The sequence below is a fragment of the Companilactobacillus pabuli genome, from assembly GCF_014058425.1.
Taxonomy (GTDB): Bacteria; Bacillota; Bacilli; order Lactobacillales; family Lactobacillaceae; genus Companilactobacillus; species Companilactobacillus pabuli.
Genome location: NZ_CP049366.1, coordinates 2115765 through 2135980 on the forward strand (window position 1 = coordinate 2115765; position 20216 = coordinate 2135980).

Below are 20216 nucleotides of genomic sequence, written 5' to 3' on the forward strand. Positions count from 1 at the left end.
ACGAGGATTTTTATTTTAAGCTTTATATTCAGTGATTCCCTTTGCTAAACGTTGCATGGCATCTTCAACATTACTCTTTGGAGTAGCCAAATTCATCCGCAAGAATTGATTACCATTGCCACGATATTTCGTTCCTTCGGCCAAATATAAACCAGTCTTATCGCGTAAGAATTGATTAAATTCATCTGACTTGTCAGTTAACTTCGAGCAGTCGATCCAAGCTAGATAAGTTGCTTGAGCTGGTAATACTTTAATATCAGGAATATTTTTCTTAGCAAAATCTTCAACGTACTCACGGTTCTTTTGAATGTATTGGCGAAGTTCTGTCAACCATTCATGACCTTCTGTGTAAGCTGCAATTGAGGCATCCATCGACATAATACCAGGACTACTGATTCCGTCAACTGAGATTGCATGCTCAACTTTTTGACGTAATTTAGCATTAGGTATGAACAAGGTAGCAGCGTGTAAAATTGCCAAATTGAAAGTCTTACTTGGAGATACTAACGAAATACTGTTTTGAGTAACTTCTTCATCCAAGGAAGCAAATGGTACATAATCATAACCTGGCATTGTAACGTCACCGTGAATTTCATCAGAAATAATTAAGACATCATATTTATTAGCCAGTTTGCCGATTCTTGTCAAAGTCTCTCTATCCCAAATAATTCCAGCAGGATTATGAGGATTGCAAACAATCATAGCTGTAGTTTGTGGATCAGATAGCTTCTTTTCCAAATCTTTCCAATTAATACTGTACTTGCCATATTGATAATCCAATTCACTGTTGACGATATGACGACCATTGCTAGTAATTGCGTTAAAAAACGAATTGTAATTAGGTTCTTGTAACAAAACATTGTCGCCTAAATCAGTCAAATGACGCAAAATTGATCCAATGCTAGGCATAACGCCGTTACTAAAGACCAACCAATCTAAATCTGGTTCAAAATTGTGTTCTTCTTTGTACCAACTAGCCACAGCTTGATAGTATTCATCAGGGACGTATTGATAACCAAAAATCCCACGATCAGCATCCTTGTGCATTGCTTCGATGATAGCTGGCGCTGTTTGAATATCCATATCAGCGACCCACATTGGTAATTCGTGTTCCTTCACCTGCCACTTACTAGAATTAGCGTTGCGACGATCATTGATTTTATCAAAATTAAATTGCATTAATTCCACCCCTTCTTATTCGTTAACCAAATAGTATCATTATTTCGAAAAATATCGAAAGCTCACGGGCTTGATTAAATATTTTGTAATCAAATTAGATAAAATACTGTAATTTTAACTTTCAAAATGTCATAATGATACTACTAAATGTTTAGGAAGTGTCTCAATCTATGTCTTCACTCTTTCGGAAAAAAGATATCGTCAATGATTTATTACATGAGCAAACTCTAAATCGAACTCTTGGTGCCAAAGACCTCATTATCATGGGGGTTGGTGTCATTGTAGGGTCTGGTATCTTTATCACACCCGGAATTATTGCCGCCAACTATGCTGGACCTGGGGTCATCTTAACGTATTTATTGGCAGCTTTAGTTTGTATCGGTGCTGCCTTTTGTTATTCCGAATTTTCATCTACAATTCCTCTAGCTGGTAGTGCCTATACTTACTCTTATTCCGTTTACGGTGAAATTATCGCTTGGATCGTTGGTTGGTCCCTAATTTCTGAATACTTATTTGCGGCCTCTTCTACTGCTGTCAGTTGGTCAGCTTATTTCAGAAACCTTTTGGCAGGATTTGGTATCAATCTTCCCAAAGCCTTACAGTCAGCTCCTGGAACTGCTGGAAATACCGGTGGAAGATTTGACCTGATTGCCTTTATCATCGTTTTAATCGCGACTGTTCTTTTACTACAAGGTTTGAATGAATCGATGAAAGTCAACACGATCATGGTTTACGTCAAAATCTTCGTTATTCTGTTGTTCGTAGCCGTAACGGTCTTTTATGTAAAACCTAAGAATTACAATCCATTTCTTCCTTTTGGAGTTGGTGGGATTGGCCGTGGGGCCGCAGTTGCTTTCTATGCCTTCTTAGGATTTGATGTCGTGTCCTCTGCGAGTGAAGAAGTTAAAAATCCTAAACGCAATATGCCAATTGGAATCATCGCTTCACTATTAATCGTCGCTATCCTATATAGTTTAGTATCATTAGTTCTAGTTGGTGCCGTTAATTACAAACAGTTAAATGTCGCCGATCCAGTTTCTCACGCTTTGAACTTATTAAACTTAAATTGGATTTCCGGAATCGTTTCACTAGGTGCCATCATGGGTATGACAACCGTATTACTAGTAGTTATCTATGGTGGAACACGTCTGATTTTTTCATTAAGTCGTGATGGCTTATTACCTAAAAAATTCAATCATTTGAGCAAACAAGGTGTTCCTGTAAGTAGTACTTTCTTGGTAGGATTAGTTGCCGCAACCGTAGCTGCCGTTGTTCCCATCGATAAAATCACCGAATTAGTCAACATCGGAACATTACTAGCTTTCTCAGTTACATCAGTCGGTGTCATCTTCTTGCGTCACAGTAAAAACACCAAAGGTTTAAAGCCAGCCTTTCGAGTACCCTTCTATCCCGTCTTTCCATTGATCTCCTTTGCCGCTTGTGTCTATTTAATGACCCAATTGCAAAGTTTCACGTGGAAAATGTACGCCATCTGGACTGCGGTTGGTTTAGTAATTTACTTTGGTTATAGTTTTAGACATAGTAATGAAAAATAAAAAAAAGAGGGTATTACTAGATTGCAATATACTGCAATTCTAGTAATACCCTCTATTATTTTTCTGAAGTAATTATTTAACTGAATAGTTAGGAGCTTCTTTAGTAATTGTAACGTCATGTGGATGTGATTCTCTCAATCCAGCGTTAGAAATTTGAATAAATTGTGCATCTTGTAATTCCTTCAAGTTGTGAGCACCAACATAGCCCATACCTGAACGCAATCCACCAAGTAGTTGATAAATTACATCGCCAACAGCACCTTTGGCAGCGACACGACCTTCGATACCTTCTGGAACTAACTTGTTAGCTTCATTTACACCACTTTGGAAGTAACGATCAGATGAACCATGGGACATGGCAGCTAAACTACCCATTCCACGATAAGTCTTGAAACGACGACCTTGATAAATTTCAAAGTCACCAGGTGCTTCATCAGTACCAGCTAACATTGAACCAAGCATAACGGCGTTACCACCACCAGCTAGAGCTTTAACGATATCACCTGAATACTTGATACCACCATCGGCGATAATTGTCTTGCCATATTCATGAGCTACACTAGCAGCATCATAAACAGCAGTTAATTGAGGAACACCAACACCGGCAACGATTCTAGTTGTACAAATTGAACCAGGTCCGATACCAACTTTAACAACATCAACACCAGCATCGTAAAGAGCTTTAGTACCTTCAGCGGTAGCGACGTTACCAGCAATCAAAGTAGCTTCTGGGAACTTAGCTCTGATTTCACCGATTTTTCTAAGAACACCAGCTGAATGACCGTGAGCTGTATCGATAATAATTGCATCAGCACCAGCATTTAAAAGAGCTTCAGCACATTCAAAAGTATCACTAGTTACACCAACAGCTGCCGCAACTAACAAACGACCATACTTATCTTTGGCAGCGTTAGGAAATTCTTTAACTTTTTCAATATCTTTAATTGTTACTAAACCACCCAAACGACCGTTTTTATCGATCAAAGGAAGTTTTTCAATACGATGTTTTTGAAGAATTTGTTCTGCTTCTTTTAGAGAAGTACCAACTGGTGCAGTAACTAATTCTTCACTAGTCATAACTGTTCCGATTTTTACAGAATAGTCAGTAATGAAACGTAAATCTCTGTTAGTAATAATACCAACTAATTTTAGATCATTGGTGTTGTTAACGATTGGCACACCGCTGATACGATAAGTACTCATTAACTTTTCTGCTTGAGCAACCTCGTCATCTGCAGTTAAGTAAATTGGGTCAATAATGACACCATTTTCTGAGCGCTTAACTTTTGAAACCTCGTCAGCTTGTTGTTCAATACTCATATTCTTGTGAATAACACCTAATCCACCTTGACGTGCCATTGCGATGGCCATTGGTGCTTCGGTAACTGTATCCATACTTGCACTCAAAATTGGAGTGTTTAATTTAATATTCTTAGCCAATTGAACTGATAAATCTACTTCGTTTGGTAAAACGTGACTCTCCGCTGGAATTAGTAAGACGTCATCAAACGTGAATCCCTTTTTATCAAATTTTGTATCCCATGCCGACATGATTTTCCTCCTAAGTATTTGTTTTTACCTATTAGTAGATAAAATTTATAAACATGGTAGCCGATTTTTTTATTATAGTCAATCAAAGTTTGTGAAAGAAAAAAAGACTTATCGTCATAACGACAAGCCTTTTAATACATTTTTATCGCAATAACTTTATAATTCCATAAATTCTGTTTTCTCAAATAAAAATCAAAACTTCTTTTTTTGAGACACAATTTATATCGAATTATATCGTCTTTTTTAGAAATCATTTCATCGATTCGATGTAGCTCATGATTATTATTTCGTCTCAAATATTCAGCCGTTTCATTATCGACTGAAATTTGTGAAATCTTCTCTTGATCACGTAACGCCGCTTCACAAGCAAAGACCATCCTTTTACGAATAAAATCATTTATGAATAACACAATAATAATACCCGCTATAACAAATAATAGTACCCCGCCATATATCTCTGTTACTAATACATTTGATAGACTCATAATAATCAACACTTTTTATATTTTTATTTAAATAAATGATATCATGACAATATTATTATTATCAATCAATGCGCTTATGACTTTTGATTTGGCGGTTTCGTATCTTCATGGTAAGATTTTTTACAAACAAATATAGTTCTTTCTTTAATTTAAATTGATAAATTACCATCGTAAGTGAAGCTTTGTGGACGCTGGAATATACTGGGCATTCACAAAGCTGTCACTCCCGACTAGATAACGTCTCGTATTTGTTACTCCAGTGATTAAAAAAATATACCCACTATCTAGTCCGGAATAGCAAAGAAAATTGGCTCAGTAGTGAAATTATTCTTAGCAACTTGTTGCTTAGAATAAGGCCGAGCTTGAAGACTTTGCCCGGTTTTGGGCTTAGCAAAGGCTCCAAGTCGTGCCCACTACGTTCCAGCCAAATTTTCTTTGCTATGGAGGACGGAAACACCAATCTAATCTAAGAAAGAACTCAAATGTTATAGGGAGATTTTTATTTATGAAGAAATTAGTTAGAGATAAAATACCGGACATTCTCGCCGATAATGCCGAATTTGAAGTTCTTTCCAATGAAGATTATCGTCTATCTTTGCGACATAAAATCGTTGAAGAAGCTAAAGAAGTCCAAAACGCTCAATCGCGCGCCAATCTTGTTGAAGAATTAGGGGATCTTGAAGAAGTTATTCGTGCTATTTTGACTGATGCTTCAATAAATTATGAAGAAATGGACAGTTTGCGCCAAGCGAAAATCAATCAAAAGGGTAATTTTTCGCAAAAATTTGTTATGATAAACAACAATGAAGAATCGTAAAGTACTTATGGTTCTTCTTTTTTTATTGTTTAAATACGATTTGTACAACGTTGAAAAACAGTATAATATAGTTCTATACCATTAATAGGAAGAAGAAAAAATGCAAATTTTAACTTTATTTATAGTCGCATTGGTGGCTTTGGAGCATATCGGCATTGCCGGCATTGAAATGTTTGCCAAGCCTGAAGTTCAAGCCAATGCTTTCGATATGCCTGTCGAATTCGTTAAAGATTCACATGCTAAAATAGCTTTAGCTAATCAGGGTATTTATAACGGCCTATTTGGCGTTTTAATGTTATTGATGATCTTATTCTTTACTGGAGCAGTTTTAAGAACCATTCTTATTTTGATGTTGCTCTACGTTATCGGCGTCGCTATTTATGGCGCTTTTACAGCCACAAAGAAAATATTATTTTTACAAGGTTTACCAGCTTTAATAGCTTTAGTTTTAGTAGCTATTTTTTATAAGTAATTTTTATACAGAATGGAAAACAAAATGAAAAAAGATTCATTACTCAAGAGTTCTCTCTGGATTTCTATCAGTGGGATTCTTTCAAGAATACTTTCGGTCGTCTATATCATTCCTTGGAATCTTTGGATTGGCCCGGTAGCTGTTGGTGCAGCGAACGCTTTGTATGGGAAAGTTTACAATATTTATAACCTTTTCTTGATCATTGCTACAGCTGGAATTCCTTCGGCTATTTCAAAAGAAGTTGCCGCTCACAATGCTTTGGGTCGCTTTGACCAAAGTGAGAAGCTCTTCAAAAAATATACAATTTATATGTCCCTAGTCGGAATCGTTTTAGCATTCATTATGTTCTTCGGAGCTAAATATGTGGCAATTGTTCTGGCTGCCGGCGATATGCGTGTTGTAACGCCAATTAAATATTTGAGTATCGCAATGCTAATTATTCCAGCTCTTGGAATTTTGCGTGGTTACATTCAAGGATATGCCTTTATTTCTTATTCAGCCTTTTCACAAGTTATCGAACAAATTGCTCGTGTAGCTTACATGCTTTATGCAACTTACACAATCATGATATTGCAAAAAGGTAGCTATATGGCAGCCGTTAACCAATCGACTTTGGCTTCATTCATTGGGGCAACCTTAGCTTACATATTCCTCTTGTGGATTCGTGTTCGGGTTAGAAAAACAGTCACTATTCCTGACATTAAACCTAGTGATGACGTTAAAGAAAATGGTCCAGAAATCAGTTTCAGTTCAATGTTGCGTTCAGCTATTCCATTCTTATTAGTTGATACAATTATGACCGTTTTACAATTGTTCGACCAAACGACTTTTACTTGGATTTACGAATTGATCTTACACGCCAGCCAAAAGACAATCGATGACTTGTATGCGATGTTTGGATTCCAAGCCAACAAATTGATTATGGTGCTAGTTTCCTTGGCAATTTCTGTTTCAGCCTCCGTTATACCAGCGTTATCCGCTATGATCACTCGTAAAACTGGTCTAAAAACTGTTCAAAAATTAATGCAAAATATCGTTCAATTCACGTTCTTCATTATTTTGCCTGCTACTTTTGGAATGATGGCTATCAGTCGTCAACTATGGACTGTTTTCGTCTTCTATGACCAAAGCATCCTCGGTTCTAAAGTCTTGATCGTTTCTTGTGTTGAAGCTTTCTTCTATTGTTTGTTCATGATTTTGGAAAACATTCTCCAAGTTACACATCATGTTAGAAAGTCATTAGTCTACTTAGCATTTGCTTACATTATTAAGATGATTTTACAAGTACCACTAACAGTTAGTTTAGGAGTTTATGGACCGGTTACTGCTACTGCTATTGCCTTCATTCTGATGTCATACTTTGCTTTCAGACTAATCAACAAGCAATTCCAAATCGTCAATAAAGAATTGGGTAAGAAATTGTTCCGAATTCTTCTTGATGGAGTTGTGATGTTACTTGTAGTTGCCATAGCTAATTTCTTTATCGTCAAAGTAATTTCTGACGCTACTAAGATTGGTGCCATCATTGTCATCATTATCTGTGGTTTGATCGGTGTAGCCGTTTATGGCTTCTTAGCTTATAAAGATGGATCATTGAGTATTCTAAAAGATATTCGTGATACTAAGATTTATTAATCTAAAATTATTACAAAAGATATTGTTAGAACAACTGCAAACATTGCAACGTTCTAACAATACCTTTTTTATTTATTAATAATTTTTTATCAATAAACAATCTTATTTGACGTCAAAAATAAAAAATAGTATTGTATTACTTATTGCAAACGATTACTATTAATTGCCAAGGAGATATTTATTTTGCTAGTAGGAAGTATTGAAGCAGGCGGAACAAAATTTGTTTGTGCTGTTGGTGACGAAGACTACCGTATCAAGGATAGTGTTCATTTCCCAACAACAACACCTGAGGAAACATTAAGAAAAACAATCGATTATTTCAAACAATTCGATATCGAAGCTCTCGGTATTGCTTCATTTGGACCAATCGAACAACGTAAGAATTCACCAAAATATGGTTACATCACTTCAACACCTAAGCCAGGTTGGAAAGATACTGATTTTGTCGGTGCCTTGAAGAAAGAATTAAATGTACCAATGTTTTGGACAACTGACGTTAACGGTTCAGCTTATGGCGAATACGTAATGTCAACTCTATCTAACGAAAAGATCAATTCATTGGTTTACTACACAATCGGTACTGGTGTGGGAGCTGGTGCAATTGCTGATGGTAAATTTATCGGTAATGTCGGTCATCCTGAAATGGGTCACACTTTCTTAAAACGTCACCCTGATGACCTAGATTTCAAGGGAATTTGCCCATTCCACGGTGACTGTCTTGAAGGTTTGGTTGCCGGACCAACATTTGATGCTCGTTTAGGTAAACCTGGTAAGGACGTTCCATTGACTGACCATGTTTGGGATATCATGGCCTACTACGTTGCTCAAGCTGCTATTCAAGTTACCTTGATTCTTCGTCCCGACAAGATCGTCTTCGGTGGCGGTGTTGTCAGTGAAACATTCTTAGACAAAGTTCGTGTTCAATTTAAGGAATTACTCAATGACTATGTTGAAGTTCCAGAATTAGACAAATACATCACAATGCCAGTAGTTAAGAACAATGGTTCAGCTACACTAGGTGATTTCGCCTTGGCTATTCGTGAATTAAATGCTTTCCAAGATTAGAAATCAAAAATTCTCACTAGATTAATTCTAGTGAGAATTTTTTTATTTTCTATAATATATTTCTTGAAAAATACGTCTTAATTTCTTTTTCTAAAAATAATAAACTTACTAAAAATATAGTTCAGTAAAACAACTACAACATTGGCAATAATTTTTACGATAAAGCCATTGCCGTGTAGTAAAACCATTCCGATAAACATCGTACCTTGGTCAAACACCCAAGATCCACCTCTGAACAAGAAGAATGATCCCATTTCTTGGAAGAAGGCTTTCCAAGTCTTGGTATGAGAATTAAAGACCCATAACTTATTCGTGACATAAGCAAATAGAACTGAAATCACATAGGCAATTGCATTTGCAATTTGAGAATTCATATTCAAAACGCGCCACAATAAAGCAAAGGCTACATAATTTACTACGGTTGTTAAGACTCCGAAAAATAAATAGGGAATCGCATCTTTATATTTACTCCACAATTCTTTTATCATTTATACATATCCTTAATGGTTTAATTTCCAATTTTTATAGCTTAGTCCTAAGAAATAAGCAATCACTTCAAAGCCAGAAATAAAGAATGTTACTGGCCAATTGGTTACGAATGCTAAATATAAGCCCAACCAAACTCCTGCTAACGACAAACCTACCGACACCATAATCAATTTAGGTACCGTATGAACAACATATTTAGCCGTTGCTCCTGGCAGAGTCAATAAAACAAAGACTAATAACGACCCAACAATTTGGGCGCCGATACTAACGCTGAGAGCCAAAGTTACTAAAAAGGCTATCGAAAGTAATCGAGTCTTTAAACCGGCCGCACGAGCCCCAATATGGTCAAATGAGTCAAAAGCGAGCGGTTTATAGAAAATAATAAAGACAAAAATGACAAATAATGCCAAAATCATCAATTGCTGAACCTCTTTGGAACTGATTCCGACGATACTACCAAACAAGATATTCGTCGCATAACTACTCGATTCCGATGATAACGATAAAAATAAAATTCCTAAACCAATAAATAATGACGAAATCGCACTGATTGATGCTTCACGTCTTGAAGATTCGCTACTCAAACTACCGACAGCAATCGAACTGACCAAAGTAAACAAAATCATTCCGGCTAATGGTGAAATGCCAACGAGGATTCCAAATGAAGCCCCAGCAAAACCAATTTCTGACAAGGTATGCGACAGAAATGACATATTTCTTGATACGACGAAGACCCCAACTAATCCAGCCGTTATAGCGATAAAAGTGCTGGCAATAAAGGCTTCACGCATAAATTCATATTCAAACATTTTAACTCCCCATCTCGAACATATCTTCAGAAACGTCGCTGACCTTAACTTCTTTAAGAGTCTTGTCTTCAAAGAATAACGCTCTAGTTGTATATTTCTTCGTCAATTCATAATCATGAGTGATAAAGATTACCGTTAGGTTATATTTTTGATTTAATTCAGCAACTAAATCCATCAATTGCATCTTCACTTCAACGTCTAGACTGGCTGTTGATTCATCCAAAATCAAAATTTTTGGATCATTCAATAAAGCTTGTGCCAAATAGGCTTTTTGTTTTTCACCACCAGAAGCTAATCCTAATGGACGATCTTTTAAATGAGTCAACTTGGTCTTGGTCAAAATTGTTTTGATCAATTCATTATCAGCTTTACGTTGTTTGGGACTGAGTGTAAATTTCAAATTTAAACGGACGAACTGCTCAATATTTAAAGGATAATCCAAATCGATATTTCTGAATTGAGGCACATAACCGATATGTTTGTGGTTAATTTTCAATTCGCCACTAGTCTTCTTCTCAAGTCCCATCATGATTCTAACTAACGTCGTTTTACCCGAACCGTTAGGACCAATCAAACTGATGAAATCTCCATCGTTAATGGTAAAATCAACATCTTTAAAAACTAGTTGCTTGCCAAAACGTTTAGTTAAATTCTTTGCTTCAATCACAGTTATTCCTTCACTATCCTTTCGATTTGAGATAGATTGCCATTCATCCACTCATAATATCCTAAATCACTCGGTAAAGTTTCGGTGAAATAAATAATTGGAACTTTATTTTTTTTAGCTAAATTAGTCATTTTAGTGATAATACCACTAGTAACTTGTTTGTTAACAACTAAAAAACTCACTTTATGATGTCTCAAACCGTCTTCCATATTCTTGATATCCTCAATTGATGGGTCGGTATCTTCTTCGACTGCTTTAGCAAAGTGAGGATTAGCAATACTTATTCCTAAATCCTTCAACAAATAATATGGCAATGGTTCAGTCACATAGGCCTTCTTACCAGCGGTTTGTTGTTTTAACTTGGCCTCTCTTTTGACTAAGCCATCTAATTTTAATTTATATTTCTTAAAGTTAGCTTGATAGTAAGCTTTATTTTTCGGATCGACCTGACTCATATGTTGAGCCACTGCTTGACTGAGTTTTTGCACATTTTTAACTCCGAACCAGACGTGTTCATTGTCACCATCTTGCTTATGCAAAACATCTCGAGAAAAATCAATCAGGTTTTTATCCTGACTATTAGCCGTGACGATTTTTTCGACCCAATCATCATAGCCTAATCCACTGGCAACGATTAACCGTGAATCAGCGACTTGCTTAGCATCATTGCTAGATGGCGAAAAACTATGTGGATCAACGTTGACCGACTTAATAATCGATTCCACATGATATTTATCCCCGACGACACTCTTCAATGGTTCCGTGTATGTATTGACAGTTGTCGTAATAATTTTTTTATCAGATGTAGTTTTATGACCACACCCACCTACAAATATTAGTAGCGAAAACAAAACTAATAATAGTACATTTCTTTTTCGCATTCATTTTCCCCTATAATTCTTTTTTAAGTTGAATTACCGTTAAGATTCCGTCCTCCATAGCAAAGAAAATTTGGCTGGAACGTAGTGGGCACGATTTTGAGCTTTTGCATAAACCAAGTGCGCAAAATCTCAAAACTCGGCCTTATTCTAAGCAACAAGTTGCTAAGAATAATTTCACTACTGAGCCAATTTTCTTTGCTATTCCGGACTAGATAGTGGTTCTATTTTTTTATCACTGAAGTAACAAATAAAAGACGTTATCTAGTCGGTAGTGGCAGCTTTGTGGATGCTCAGTACTGAAATTTCACTTAACGATTTATCGCTTAGTGAAAGGCCAAGCTTTAAGACAGTTCCCGATTTTGGAATTGGCTTAAAGTTGTGCCCAGTACGTTCCAGCGTCCACAAAGCAGAACGGACGACGGCATCCCTCTATCCAACAATTATCCCACTAAAATAGAGGCCCGAACAAAACATAAGTTTTGAACCGACCTCTTAAGAATATAACTAATTATTATTCTAAAGGCAAGTTAGTGCGATTACCAGATTTGGAAGTATTGGCCGTTAGTTGGAACTAAATAACTGCCTGCTGGTGAATCGGAATTCTTGCTATAAATATTAATTTGATAACCTGTAACATCATCCCAAGTGACTTTGCCATTAGCAACGTATTGAGTCGTTGATTTGTCGTAAGTCGAACTTAACTTATCAGCCAAAAATTCAACCGCTTCTTGTGCAGTTGTTAAATTAACCGATTGTTGAGTTTGATCTTGGGTTTGTTGACTGTCAGTTTGATTTTGAGTCTGGTCAGTCGTTGTTTGATTAGTCGTCTGATCCTGCTGATTTTGGTTGCTTTGTGTTTGATTGGAATCAGACCCATTACTAGTATCTTCTTTTTCTGGTGAACTTGTCTCATCAGTTGCTTTTGTTGATTTCGTAGTTTTATTTGATTTAGTCGATTTTTGGGGAGTATTGCTTGGTGTTTGTTCAGTCTTATCGCCTTTATTGCTCTTCAAGTCAGTTGATTGTTGACTAGTACAGCCGGCTAATAAAAGACCAGATAAAGCCAATGTTACGATAGATAATCTCTTAAACATAAAAATACCTCCTTATACATTTGCCATTATAGCGAACGTATAAAAAGGTAAGCAATGTTTCTCGTGAAACATTAATAAATCTTATCAAAATCGATTTTTTCACCACGACGGATTTTTTCGCCGAATTCAATTGATTTATCAACGATAACTTCTTGACTATCAATAACTTGATAAGGATGATCAGGCGCCTTTTCTTGGGCCAAAGATAATTCAGTACAACCCAATACAATTACATCACAATCAAATTTATCATGCATAGTCTGTAAGATATGATGAAATTTAGGTGCGTTGACCGCTCCTTTAACTTTAATATCATCGTAAATCAAACTTTCAACTTCATCTTGCACTGACTGGTCACCAAGACTGTATTCGTAACCAGCATCTTTAATTTCATTTTCGTAAACATGATCGGCAATCGTACCTTTAGTAGCAATCAAGCCAACTTTTTTAGCTTTAGGGTATTTTTTTTCAATCATGCTGATAGCCATATGTGGCATATGAATAATTGGAATATCAGTAACAGCTTGCAATTCTTTATAGTAATAATGAGCAGTATTACAAATAATTACCATGAATTCCGGCTTCAACAAACTTTGTTGCTTAATGTCCTCAGCTAATGGAGGCAAAAAGCTAGGTTTACTGTGATCAAGGATATGTGCTGTCCGATCAGGAACGGTTGAATGATTGACTAAAATATAATCTAAGTAATCTTGATCTTTTTTAGTAGGTGTTTTTTCATTCAACAAATGCACATAACTTTCAGTGGCTAAACTACCCATACCACCGATTACTGTAAAGAATTTTTTCATGTTCTAACCCTCAATGTCATTCAAAATTTTCTTAGCGACTACTGGATCGCTTGCATAAGGTACATCGACCCCTTTAATTTTTTGATAAGGGTCATTCCCTTTAGCAGCTAAAACAACAATGTCATCGCCAGAACTGTGTTCAATCATATCTTTGATAGCGCTAGGACGATCTAGGATTGTCTTAACTTTGACCTTAGTATGATCTATTTTTTCATCAATTTGTTTGCAAATGTCTGCTGGATCCTCAAATCCAGGGTCATCTGTCGTTAAAATTGCTTCATCAGCTGATTCAGTCAAAACTTGAGCAAATCCAGCTCTTCTGGAAACTCCTTTATCACCGGTGCCACCAACAACAACCTTAATCTTTGAACTTGGATACTCGCGTCTTAAAAAGCTTAATAAAGCATTCATACTAGCGTAGTTGTGCGCATAATCTACAAAGATGGTCCCGTGAGACTTGGTATTAATGTGTTCCATTCTCCCCGGGACGAATGCTTTTTTTAGACTATCGGCGATTACCTCGTTGTCAACGCCCATAATCTTAGCAGCTGTAATAGCAGCTCCTGCATTCAATTCGTTGAAATCACCAACTAAACCTAGTTGATAAGTATATTCACCATGTTCTTGTAAATCTTCAGCCTTGTCACTTTCAGCAGTATAAGTAAAGACTGAATCATTCAAATTAGATTCTTTGTTGCGAATACTGAAATCAGTATCACCAACTTCATTTTTAGCAAAGCGATAAATATCTTTGTCTGGGCTAGTCTCTTTGGCAGCCGCATAGACTGTATCGTAATCGTTAGTTTGACGATTAATGATATTTACTTTGGAGTTGACCATTAATTGTTTCTTGCAATTTAAGTAGTCAGCATAAGTTGGATGTTCATTAGGTCCGATATGGTCGGGAGTGATATTCAAAAATCCACCTATATCGAATTTCAATCCATAAACTCGATTCTTCTTATAAGCTTGTGATGATACTTCCATGACAAGATATTTAATACCGTTGTCAACGCAAGTTCTCATATCGTGGAAAAGATCCAATGATTCTGGAGTCGTTAAATCTGACTTAAATTCATCTTTTGGACCTGGTCCCACAATACGATCAACAGTTGAAAATAGACCAACTTGTTTAGGATAAGCATTCTTCAAAATATCATATGTAAAGTATGATGTTGTTGTCTTACCCTTAGTTCCTGTGAATGCAACAATGAAGAGGTCGTTTTGAGGATTGCCGAAGTACTCTGAACTCAATAGAGCCAAAGCCTTTGAAGCACTCTTAACAATTAGACGATCGATATCTTTGTTGTACTCTTTTTCTGAAACATAAATTTTGGCACCATTCTTAATGGCTTGATCTAAGTATTCAGCCTTGAACTTATTTCCTTTACAGAAGAAGATTCCATTGGTTTGGTCTTCTTTAGAATTGTAACTAATATTAGTTACTTCAAGACTATCGTCACTAACTGAACTAGAAACCAGTAAATCATGTTTCTTCAAAATCTCTATAGCTTTACTTATTTTCAAACTCATTCTTTCACACTCCTAAAATAAATGGTTAAAAAATTCTACGATTTGATCCCACCAAGATTTCTGGTTTGTCTCCTTATGTATCTTTTTTCTAACATCTGCCTTTTTAAACGGAAGATAACCACTGTTAGTGTTCGTGGCAATCAATTTTACCGTTTGTTTATTGTGGATTGCAGTAAAACCTAAGTCGTCACTACTTACAGTATAACGTAAATTTTCAATATTAGAGTTTTTAGGCAACCAAACATAAACAGGTTCATAAGTTTTATATTTTTTGTTATTTATTTTTATACTTTTATCTTTTTGGATAACTTCTTTGCGTTCAAAATTATCTTTTACGTAGTGCACTAATTTTTGAGTAGAGCGGAAACGTTTATCGTTATCATTGTCTTCACCTTGGGCATTCAAGACGATTGTTACTAATCTTGTATTATCCATTGGCAAAGTTCCCACGAAGGATTCACCAGCTTGCTCAGTCGTACCAGTCTTTAAGCCGTCAAATTCATAGCCCTCTTGATAGTCGCGCTGACCTTTTAATAGAAAATTCAAAGTATCATACGTTTTAATTTCGTTATCAATTGGGAATGATAATTTTGTTTTTGAAGTTGTCTGAAGGATTTCTGGATATTGATCCAAAACGTGCTTAACGATAACACCGATATCATTGGCAGACAGTTTATTTTCGCCATCAGTTGGTCCAATATACATGTCAGTCTTCAAATCGGAATTGTTCAAACCAGAAGCATTGTATAATTCGGCATCTTTGATACCCCAATTTTTTACCGTTTTACGCATCATTTTGACAAATTTAGCCTGAGTCCCAGCAACTTTTCCAGCTAACATCATAGCGGCCGAATTGGAAGAAACTATCCAGGCTGCATTGTAAAGATCTTTAACTGAATAAGACTTATCTGCATCCAACCGGACATTAGTCAACTCATTATCTTGTGTCATATCGGCTTCTTCTTGTGTTGGCGTTACTAAATCTGATTCGGAAATTTTACCGTCTTTGATAGCTTTAGTTACTAAATACAACGTAACAATCTTAGTAATTGAACCTATGGCTAATTTCTCTGCTGGATTCTTAGAATAGACAATTTGTCCACTGTTCTCATCAAAAATCATTCCGGCACTAGCATTCAATTCTAGTTCTGGTTGAGTAAACGTTGCGGCAGTAGCCTCTGATGTAAAAATTGGTAACGTCAAAATAAAAACTGACATTACCAACATGAATTTCTTTGCGAAACCTTTCATAAATAAACCTCTCAAATCAATCTTTCGATTTCGAAATTGGAAAATGACTAACGAATGCGGTCTTTTCCTTATCGGAAGTAACTGCTATTGTACCACCGTGTAGTTGAACCATGCTTTGAGCAATTGCTAAACCGAGTCCAGTACCACCAGTCTTCTTAGAACGAGAATCTTCCACTCGATAAAAACGATCAAAAACGTGTTTCAAAGAGTCTTTAGGGATTGGTTGGCCATTGTTAGCAACTGTAACGACCACTTCTTGTTCTTTTTGTTCAGCATTTAGCCAAATATGTGTCGCACCTTTTCCGTACTTTAAAGCATTCATGATCAAATTATTAAAGACTCGGCCTAATTTTTCGGTATCACCTTGCATCATGATTTTATCAGGCGTGGAATTAACGATAATTTCCATCCCTCGTTTGTTAGCTTCTAATTCAAAGTCAGCTGACAGCTGATCTAACATTTGAGCCATATCGAATTTAGTCATCTTCAAACGACTCGTTGCATGTTGAACATTGGCAAATTCAAAGAGTGAATTGACAAGATTTTGCATCTCTAACGACTTTTTATAAGCAATATGCGTGTATTTTAAAATTTGATTCAGATCATTGAAATTCTTACCTTCAATCAATCCCAAATAACCAATTACCGAAGTCAATGGCGTTCTAATATCGTGACTGACATTACTGATCAATTCATCTTTACTCTTTTCAGATTGACGTTGTTCTTCAGCATGTTGATCCATATTTAAAATCAATAAATTAAAGCTCTCAATAATACCTTGTAAACTAGGATTAACCTTTGTTTGGACTTGTTTAGTCTGGTCATCAATAGCCGCTTTGTGCAAAATTTGTTTGATTTGTTCAAGCTCCATCTTATGGAAAGTACTCAAAACAATAGCTGCAGTCAAAGCTATTTCCATAATTAAAACTACGATAATGGCCCAAAGTTTATTCGTCAACAATGACCAATTATTTTGTAAATTCAGTACGAAATTATTTTTACCAAGACTACCAATTATGATTGCATTTATTATCTGAAATAAAAGAAAGGTGCCTATTCCTTCAAAAAGGAGGACACCTTTTTCTTTTGCATTCAGTTTGATTCGTTTATTCAAAATCAAACCTCCACTTTATAGCCGACGCCCCAAACGGTTTCGATAACTTTTTCACCATTTGTAGCTTCTTCTAGTTTGTCCCGCAAGTGACTGACGTGAACCATAACTGTTTTGGCAGAAACAACGCTTTCTTGTTTCCAAACACGTTCAAAAATTTCATCGGCAGAAAAGACTCGATTAGGGTGACTTGCTAATAAGTAAAGTACCCCAAACTCTAGAGCCGTTAATTGAACTTTTTGTCCAGAATCTGTAACGACTTCATGCGAATCCTTATAAATGGTAATTGGTCCAACTTCTAGTTTATCAGGTACATTTTTGGTTGCTTGTTGATTGCTACGACGCAATAATGAACGAATTCTAGCCATAATTTCCAAAGGATTGAATGGTTTCGTGACATAATCGTCCGCACCAGTAATAAGACCTTGTATCTTATCCATATCGGTCGTTTTTGCTGAAACAATAATAATCGGAATTTGCGAATCTTTCCGAACTCGCTTAACGACTTCAATTCCATCAATACCAGGCATCATAATATCCAGAACCATCAAGGCAATGTCACTGTGTGCTGCCAATTGGTCCAAAGCTTCTTGTCCAGAATTAGCTGCAATAGGTTCATAACCTTCATTTTTAATATAAATGCTGAGTAGCTCTACAATTTCTTTATCATCATCAACCACTAAGATTTTCATTTTTAAACCTCTCAAGCGTACATATATTTACAAGTCTACAACTAGTTAGTATTATACAATAAGATGTAACTAGATTACTAATCACACTAAGAAAGTGAGCTTCCATGGAATACTTAAAAAAGAGAATGAAGTTCTTATTGATCATAATTTTTTCGATTGCAATTATCGCTTTTGTTCAATATGAAATCCACTTTGACCGAAATATCGATTTGAGTAAAGTTGGTTTGATCATGACGATTTTGCAAGCTGCTGCTGGGGGATATGGATTGTACGGTCTAGTACAGTTTTTCAGAGTTAAATAACAAATAATGGCCTTGTTGGTATTTTCCAGCAAGGCCATTATTACTATTTCGTTTTCTTGTCTTGATTTTTCTCTTTATCTCGATGTGCTTGAATATTGCAGCCATCTGGTCCACAGACTGCACTCTCGTCACTGCCTAAAGTTTCAAATACTGGAGTTTTCTTCTCGTCTTTATCCATTATTTCACTGCTCCTGTTTCAATTTTCTTTAAAGCATCAAGCATAACTTCGTAAGGTTGTGCTCCAGAGATGCCATACTTGTTGTTAATAACAAAGAATGGTGCTGCATGAATGCCTAATTGTTGAGCTTCTATTTCATCAGCACGAACTTCTTTTAGATATTTATTGTCACTTAAAACTGAACTAACCTCTTGTCCATCTAATCCAGCTTCAGTAGCTGCTTTAGTTAACACGTCATGATCAGCAATAGATTCACCATTACTAAAGTAAACTTGGTAAAAAGCATCGATTACTCTTTCTGTTAGCGCCTCATCATTTTTAGAATCAGCTAATTTGATCAATCGATGAGCATCTTCAGTATTAGTAGGAATAGCATTTAGCAAATCGACCTTCAATCCATCACTTGCACCCATTTGCGAAATTTGTTCAATTTGTGCCTTAGCTTGTTGTTTTGTCATCCCATGACCCTTAGAAAAATGATCAAGCATATTTTCCTTAGTAGTTTTAGGTAGAGTTGGATCTAGTTGAAACGATTTGAATTCCAAGGGTGTTTCATCATAAATATTCATTTCTTTTAAAGCCTTTTTCATTCTCGTTGAACCGATGTAACAAAATGGGCATGCGATATCTGACCAATATTTAATTTCCATAATTTATTTCTCCTTTAATCTGTAGCTACGTCTTTTAAACTTTCCAAATAGTTGAATGCTTCTTGAGCTGCAATTCCACCATCACCTACAGCAGTAGTAATTTGACGCAAATGTTTTTGTCTTACATCTCCAACGGCGTAAACTCCAGCGATATTAGTTTTCATATCCTCATCAGTTTTAATCCAACCTTTTTCATCAGTGATACCCAAATTTCTAAAGGCTTTCGTCATTGGTTCTGTTCCGACATAAATGAATACTCCCTCAGTTGGGACAATTCTGTCTTCATTGGTTTCTTTATTGTGAACCTTCACCCCGGTAACTTTTCTATCATCACCGACAATTTCAGTAACTTGACTGTTCCAAGTAAAGTTCATCTTATCATTTTTAAAAGCCCTATTTTGCAATAACTTCTCAGCTCGTAATTGATCACGACGATGAACTACATTGACGTCATCAGTTACATTAGCCAAATATAAGCCTTCTTCAATAGCAGAATTTCCACCACCGACAACTGTTACATTTTTATTCTTGTAAAAAGCTCCATCACAGACTGCACAGTAGGAAACGCCTCGACCACTAAATTCTTCTTCACCAGTAATACCTAGTTTTCTAGGTTGTGAACCGGTCGCAATAATAACTGCCATCGCCGTTAATTCACCATTGTCTGTATAAAGATGTTTAAGACCCTCACCGTCAACTTCTAGTTTTTCTACATCTCCGTACAAAAATTCAACTCCAAATTGTTGCGAACTCTTATACATTTTTTCTGACAAATCTGGTCCTAAAACATTTTCAAAGCCAGGATAATTTTCAATCTCGGCCGTATTGTTCATCTGACCACCATAAATCCCCCGATCAAGCATTGCTACTTTTAAATTGGCTCTTGAAGCATATAAAGCAGCAGTCATTCCACTAGGACCAGCACCGATTACGATGACATCATAATTTTGAGACATTTTCTTCCCTCCTGCCCAAATCTATTCAACTAAT

The 20216-nt window shown here is 36.1% G+C and carries 22 protein-coding genes; 6 read left to right on the top strand and 16 right to left on the bottom strand.

The genetic code is table 11. The features are described 5' to 3' along the window. Nucleotides 1-15: 15 nt before the first annotated feature. Complete coding sequence (locus G6534_RS10305; protein WP_182082771.1) at nucleotides 16-1179, bottom strand: MalY/PatB family protein; 1164 nt, start codon at nucleotides 1177-1179, stop codon at nucleotides 16-18. A 170-nt stretch (nucleotides 1180-1349) separates the two neighbouring features. On the opposite strand from G6534_RS10305, the gene G6534_RS10310 reads away from it, so the two are divergent. Beyond that, nucleotides 1350-2735, top strand: a complete 1386-nt coding sequence (locus tag G6534_RS10310) for an amino acid permease (protein WP_182082772.1) — start codon at nucleotides 1350-1352, stop codon at nucleotides 2733-2735. Nucleotides 2736-2807: 72 nt separating this feature from the next. Here the strand turns inward: G6534_RS10310 and guaB are convergent, their stop codons facing one another. After that, on the bottom strand, nucleotides 2808-4286 hold the full coding sequence (guaB, locus tag G6534_RS10315) for an IMP dehydrogenase (protein ID WP_182082773.1): 1479 nt from the start codon (nucleotides 4284-4286) through the stop codon (nucleotides 2808-2810). Between the two features lie 131 nt (nucleotides 4287-4417). Continuing rightward, nucleotides 4418-4771, bottom strand: coding sequence for a hypothetical protein (locus G6534_RS10320; RefSeq protein ID WP_182082774.1), 354 nt, complete (start codon nucleotides 4769-4771; stop codon nucleotides 4418-4420). 505 nt (nucleotides 4772-5276) lie between these two features. Between G6534_RS10320 and G6534_RS10325 the strand changes: the two genes are divergently transcribed. From G6534_RS10325 to scrK, 4 genes are all read left to right on the top strand, one after another. Further along, nucleotides 5277-5588: a nucleoside triphosphate pyrophosphohydrolase gene (locus G6534_RS10325; protein WP_059073958.1), complete on the top strand. Its 312-nt coding sequence runs from the start codon at nucleotides 5277-5279 to the stop codon at nucleotides 5586-5588. A gap of 100 nt (nucleotides 5589-5688) precedes the next feature. After that, nucleotides 5689-6060 carry a DUF1304 domain-containing protein gene (locus G6534_RS10330; protein WP_182082775.1) on the top strand — a complete coding sequence of 124 codons (372 nt, stop codon included), beginning with the start codon at nucleotides 5689-5691 and terminating at the stop codon, nucleotides 6058-6060. A 24-nt stretch (nucleotides 6061-6084) separates the two neighbouring features. Continuing rightward, nucleotides 6085-7695 (top strand): putative polysaccharide biosynthesis protein, encoded by a 1611-nt coding sequence (locus tag G6534_RS10335; protein WP_182082776.1) that lies wholly within the window; start codon nucleotides 6085-6087, stop codon nucleotides 7693-7695. Nucleotides 7696-7878: 183 nt separating this feature from the next. Continuing rightward, on the top strand, nucleotides 7879-8760 hold the full coding sequence (gene scrK / locus G6534_RS10340; protein ID WP_059073955.1) for a fructokinase ScrK: 882 nt from the start codon (nucleotides 7879-7881) through the stop codon (nucleotides 8758-8760). 77 nt (nucleotides 8761-8837) lie between these two features. On the opposite strand, the gene G6534_RS10345 is transcribed toward scrK, so the two are convergent. From G6534_RS10345 to G6534_RS10390, 10 genes are all read right to left on the bottom strand, one after another. After that, nucleotides 8838-9248 carry a GtrA family protein gene (locus G6534_RS10345; RefSeq protein ID WP_010018018.1) on the bottom strand — a complete coding sequence of 137 codons (411 nt, stop codon included), beginning with the start codon at nucleotides 9246-9248 and terminating at the stop codon, nucleotides 8838-8840. A 12-nt stretch (nucleotides 9249-9260) separates the two neighbouring features. Continuing rightward, nucleotides 9261-10058 carry a metal ABC transporter permease gene (locus G6534_RS10350; RefSeq protein WP_059073954.1) on the bottom strand — a complete coding sequence of 266 codons (798 nt, stop codon included), beginning with the start codon at nucleotides 10056-10058 and terminating at the stop codon, nucleotides 9261-9263. 1 nt (nucleotide 10059) lies between these two features. Then, on the bottom strand, nucleotides 10060-10725 hold the full coding sequence (locus G6534_RS10355; protein WP_182082777.1) for a metal ABC transporter ATP-binding protein: 666 nt from the start codon (nucleotides 10723-10725) through the stop codon (nucleotides 10060-10062). A 2-nt stretch (nucleotides 10726-10727) separates the two neighbouring features. Then, nucleotides 10728-11606, bottom strand: coding sequence for a metal ABC transporter solute-binding protein, Zn/Mn family (locus G6534_RS10360; protein WP_182082778.1), 879 nt, complete (start codon nucleotides 11604-11606; stop codon nucleotides 10728-10730). A gap of 536 nt (nucleotides 11607-12142) precedes the next feature. After that, nucleotides 12143-12700 (bottom strand): hypothetical protein, encoded by a 558-nt coding sequence (locus G6534_RS10365; RefSeq protein ID WP_182082779.1) that lies wholly within the window; start codon nucleotides 12698-12700, stop codon nucleotides 12143-12145. A gap of 71 nt (nucleotides 12701-12771) precedes the next feature. After that, nucleotides 12772-13509 (bottom strand): aspartate/glutamate racemase family protein, encoded by a 738-nt coding sequence (locus G6534_RS10370; RefSeq protein ID WP_182082780.1) that lies wholly within the window; start codon nucleotides 13507-13509, stop codon nucleotides 12772-12774. Nucleotides 13510-13512: 3 nt separating this feature from the next. Beyond that, complete coding sequence (locus tag G6534_RS10375) at nucleotides 13513-15042, bottom strand: UDP-N-acetylmuramoyl-L-alanyl-D-glutamate--2,6-diaminopimelate ligase (protein ID WP_182082781.1); 1530 nt, start codon at nucleotides 15040-15042, stop codon at nucleotides 13513-13515. A gap of 12 nt (nucleotides 15043-15054) precedes the next feature. Further along, on the bottom strand, nucleotides 15055-16293 hold the full coding sequence (locus G6534_RS10380; RefSeq protein WP_182082782.1) for a D-alanyl-D-alanine carboxypeptidase family protein: 1239 nt from the start codon (nucleotides 16291-16293) through the stop codon (nucleotides 15055-15057). Between the two features lie 16 nt (nucleotides 16294-16309). Beyond that, a complete protein-coding gene (locus G6534_RS10385) occupies nucleotides 16310-17407 on the bottom strand; it encodes a sensor histidine kinase (protein WP_182082783.1) in 1098 nt (365 codons plus the stop codon). Nucleotides 17408-17409: 2 nt separating this feature from the next. Further along, complete coding sequence (locus tag G6534_RS10390; protein ID WP_010018006.1) at nucleotides 17410-18096, bottom strand: response regulator transcription factor; 687 nt, start codon at nucleotides 18094-18096, stop codon at nucleotides 17410-17412. Between the two features lie 104 nt (nucleotides 18097-18200). Between G6534_RS10390 and G6534_RS10395 the strand changes: the two genes are divergently transcribed. After that, nucleotides 18201-18398, top strand: a complete 198-nt coding sequence (locus tag G6534_RS10395) for a hypothetical protein (protein ID WP_059075241.1) — start codon at nucleotides 18201-18203, stop codon at nucleotides 18396-18398. 43 nt (nucleotides 18399-18441) lie between these two features. Here G6534_RS10395 and G6534_RS12320 read toward each other — a convergent pair whose 3' ends face one another. Genes G6534_RS12320 through trxB form a run of 3 tightly spaced genes read right to left on the bottom strand, consistent with a single transcriptional unit; the run spans nucleotide 18442 to nucleotide 20182 of the window. Further along, on the bottom strand, nucleotides 18442-18576 hold the full coding sequence (locus G6534_RS12320) for a hypothetical protein (RefSeq protein WP_275266783.1): 135 nt from the start codon (nucleotides 18574-18576) through the stop codon (nucleotides 18442-18444). Continuing rightward, nucleotides 18576-19226: a DsbA family oxidoreductase gene (locus tag G6534_RS10400; protein ID WP_182082784.1), complete on the bottom strand. Its 651-nt coding sequence runs from the start codon at nucleotides 19224-19226 to the stop codon at nucleotides 18576-18578. Before G6534_RS10400 ends, G6534_RS12320 begins: the two co-directional genes overlap by 1 nt. Before the next feature lie 14 nt (nucleotides 19227-19240). After that, nucleotides 19241-20182 carry a thioredoxin-disulfide reductase gene (trxB, locus tag G6534_RS10405; protein WP_182082785.1) on the bottom strand — a complete coding sequence of 314 codons (942 nt, stop codon included), beginning with the start codon at nucleotides 20180-20182 and terminating at the stop codon, nucleotides 19241-19243. Nucleotides 20183-20216: the final 34 nt, after the last annotated feature.

What these genes read in the sequence shown, in the direction of transcription:
- trxB (WP_182082785.1), bottom strand. Translation starts at nt 20,182, where the DNA reads ATGTCTCAAAATTATGATGTCATCGTAATCGGTGCTGGTCCTAGTGGA.
- G6534_RS10320 (WP_182082774.1), bottom strand. Translation starts at nt 4,771, where the DNA reads ATGAGTCTATCAAATGTATTAGTAACAGAGATATATGGCGGGGTACTA.
- G6534_RS10400 (WP_182082784.1), bottom strand. Translation starts at nt 19,226, where the DNA reads ATGGAAATTAAATATTGGTCAGATATCGCATGCCCATTTTGTTACATC.
- G6534_RS10350 (WP_059073954.1), bottom strand. Translation starts at nt 10,058, where the DNA reads ATGTTTGAATATGAATTTATGCGTGAAGCCTTTATTGCCAGCACTTTT.
- G6534_RS10335 (WP_182082776.1), top strand. Translation starts at nt 6,085, where the DNA reads ATGAAAAAAGATTCATTACTCAAGAGTTCTCTCTGGATTTCTATCAGT.
- G6534_RS10365 (WP_182082779.1), bottom strand. Translation starts at nt 12,700, where the DNA reads ATGTTTAAGAGATTATCTATCGTAACATTGGCTTTATCTGGTCTTTTA.
- G6534_RS10370 (WP_182082780.1), bottom strand. Translation starts at nt 13,509, where the DNA reads ATGAAAAAATTCTTTACAGTAATCGGTGGTATGGGTAGTTTAGCCACT.
- G6534_RS10360 (WP_182082778.1), bottom strand. Translation starts at nt 11,606, where the DNA reads ATGCGAAAAAGAAATGTACTATTATTAGTTTTGTTTTCGCTACTAATA.
- guaB (WP_182082773.1), bottom strand. Translation starts at nt 4,286, where the DNA reads ATGTCGGCATGGGATACAAAATTTGATAAAAAGGGATTCACGTTTGAT.
- G6534_RS10310 (WP_182082772.1), top strand. Translation starts at nt 1,350, where the DNA reads ATGTCTTCACTCTTTCGGAAAAAAGATATCGTCAATGATTTATTACAT.
- G6534_RS10395 (WP_059075241.1), top strand. Translation starts at nt 18,201, where the DNA reads ATGGAATACTTAAAAAAGAGAATGAAGTTCTTATTGATCATAATTTTT.
- G6534_RS10345 (WP_010018018.1), bottom strand. Translation starts at nt 9,248, where the DNA reads ATGATAAAAGAATTGTGGAGTAAATATAAAGATGCGATTCCCTATTTA.
- G6534_RS12320 (WP_275266783.1), bottom strand. Translation starts at nt 18,576, where the DNA reads ATGGATAAAGACGAGAAGAAAACTCCAGTATTTGAAACTTTAGGCAGT.
- G6534_RS10305 (WP_182082771.1), bottom strand. Translation starts at nt 1,179, where the DNA reads ATGCAATTTAATTTTGATAAAATCAATGATCGTCGCAACGCTAATTCT.
- G6534_RS10380 (WP_182082782.1), bottom strand. Translation starts at nt 16,293, where the DNA reads ATGAAAGGTTTCGCAAAGAAATTCATGTTGGTAATGTCAGTTTTTATT.
- G6534_RS10375 (WP_182082781.1), bottom strand. Translation starts at nt 15,042, where the DNA reads ATGAGTTTGAAAATAAGTAAAGCTATAGAGATTTTGAAGAAACATGAT.
- G6534_RS10390 (WP_010018006.1), bottom strand. Translation starts at nt 18,096, where the DNA reads ATGAAAATCTTAGTGGTTGATGATGATAAAGAAATTGTAGAGCTACTC.
- G6534_RS10325 (WP_059073958.1), top strand. Translation starts at nt 5,277, where the DNA reads ATGAAGAAATTAGTTAGAGATAAAATACCGGACATTCTCGCCGATAAT.
- G6534_RS10330 (WP_182082775.1), top strand. Translation starts at nt 5,689, where the DNA reads ATGCAAATTTTAACTTTATTTATAGTCGCATTGGTGGCTTTGGAGCAT.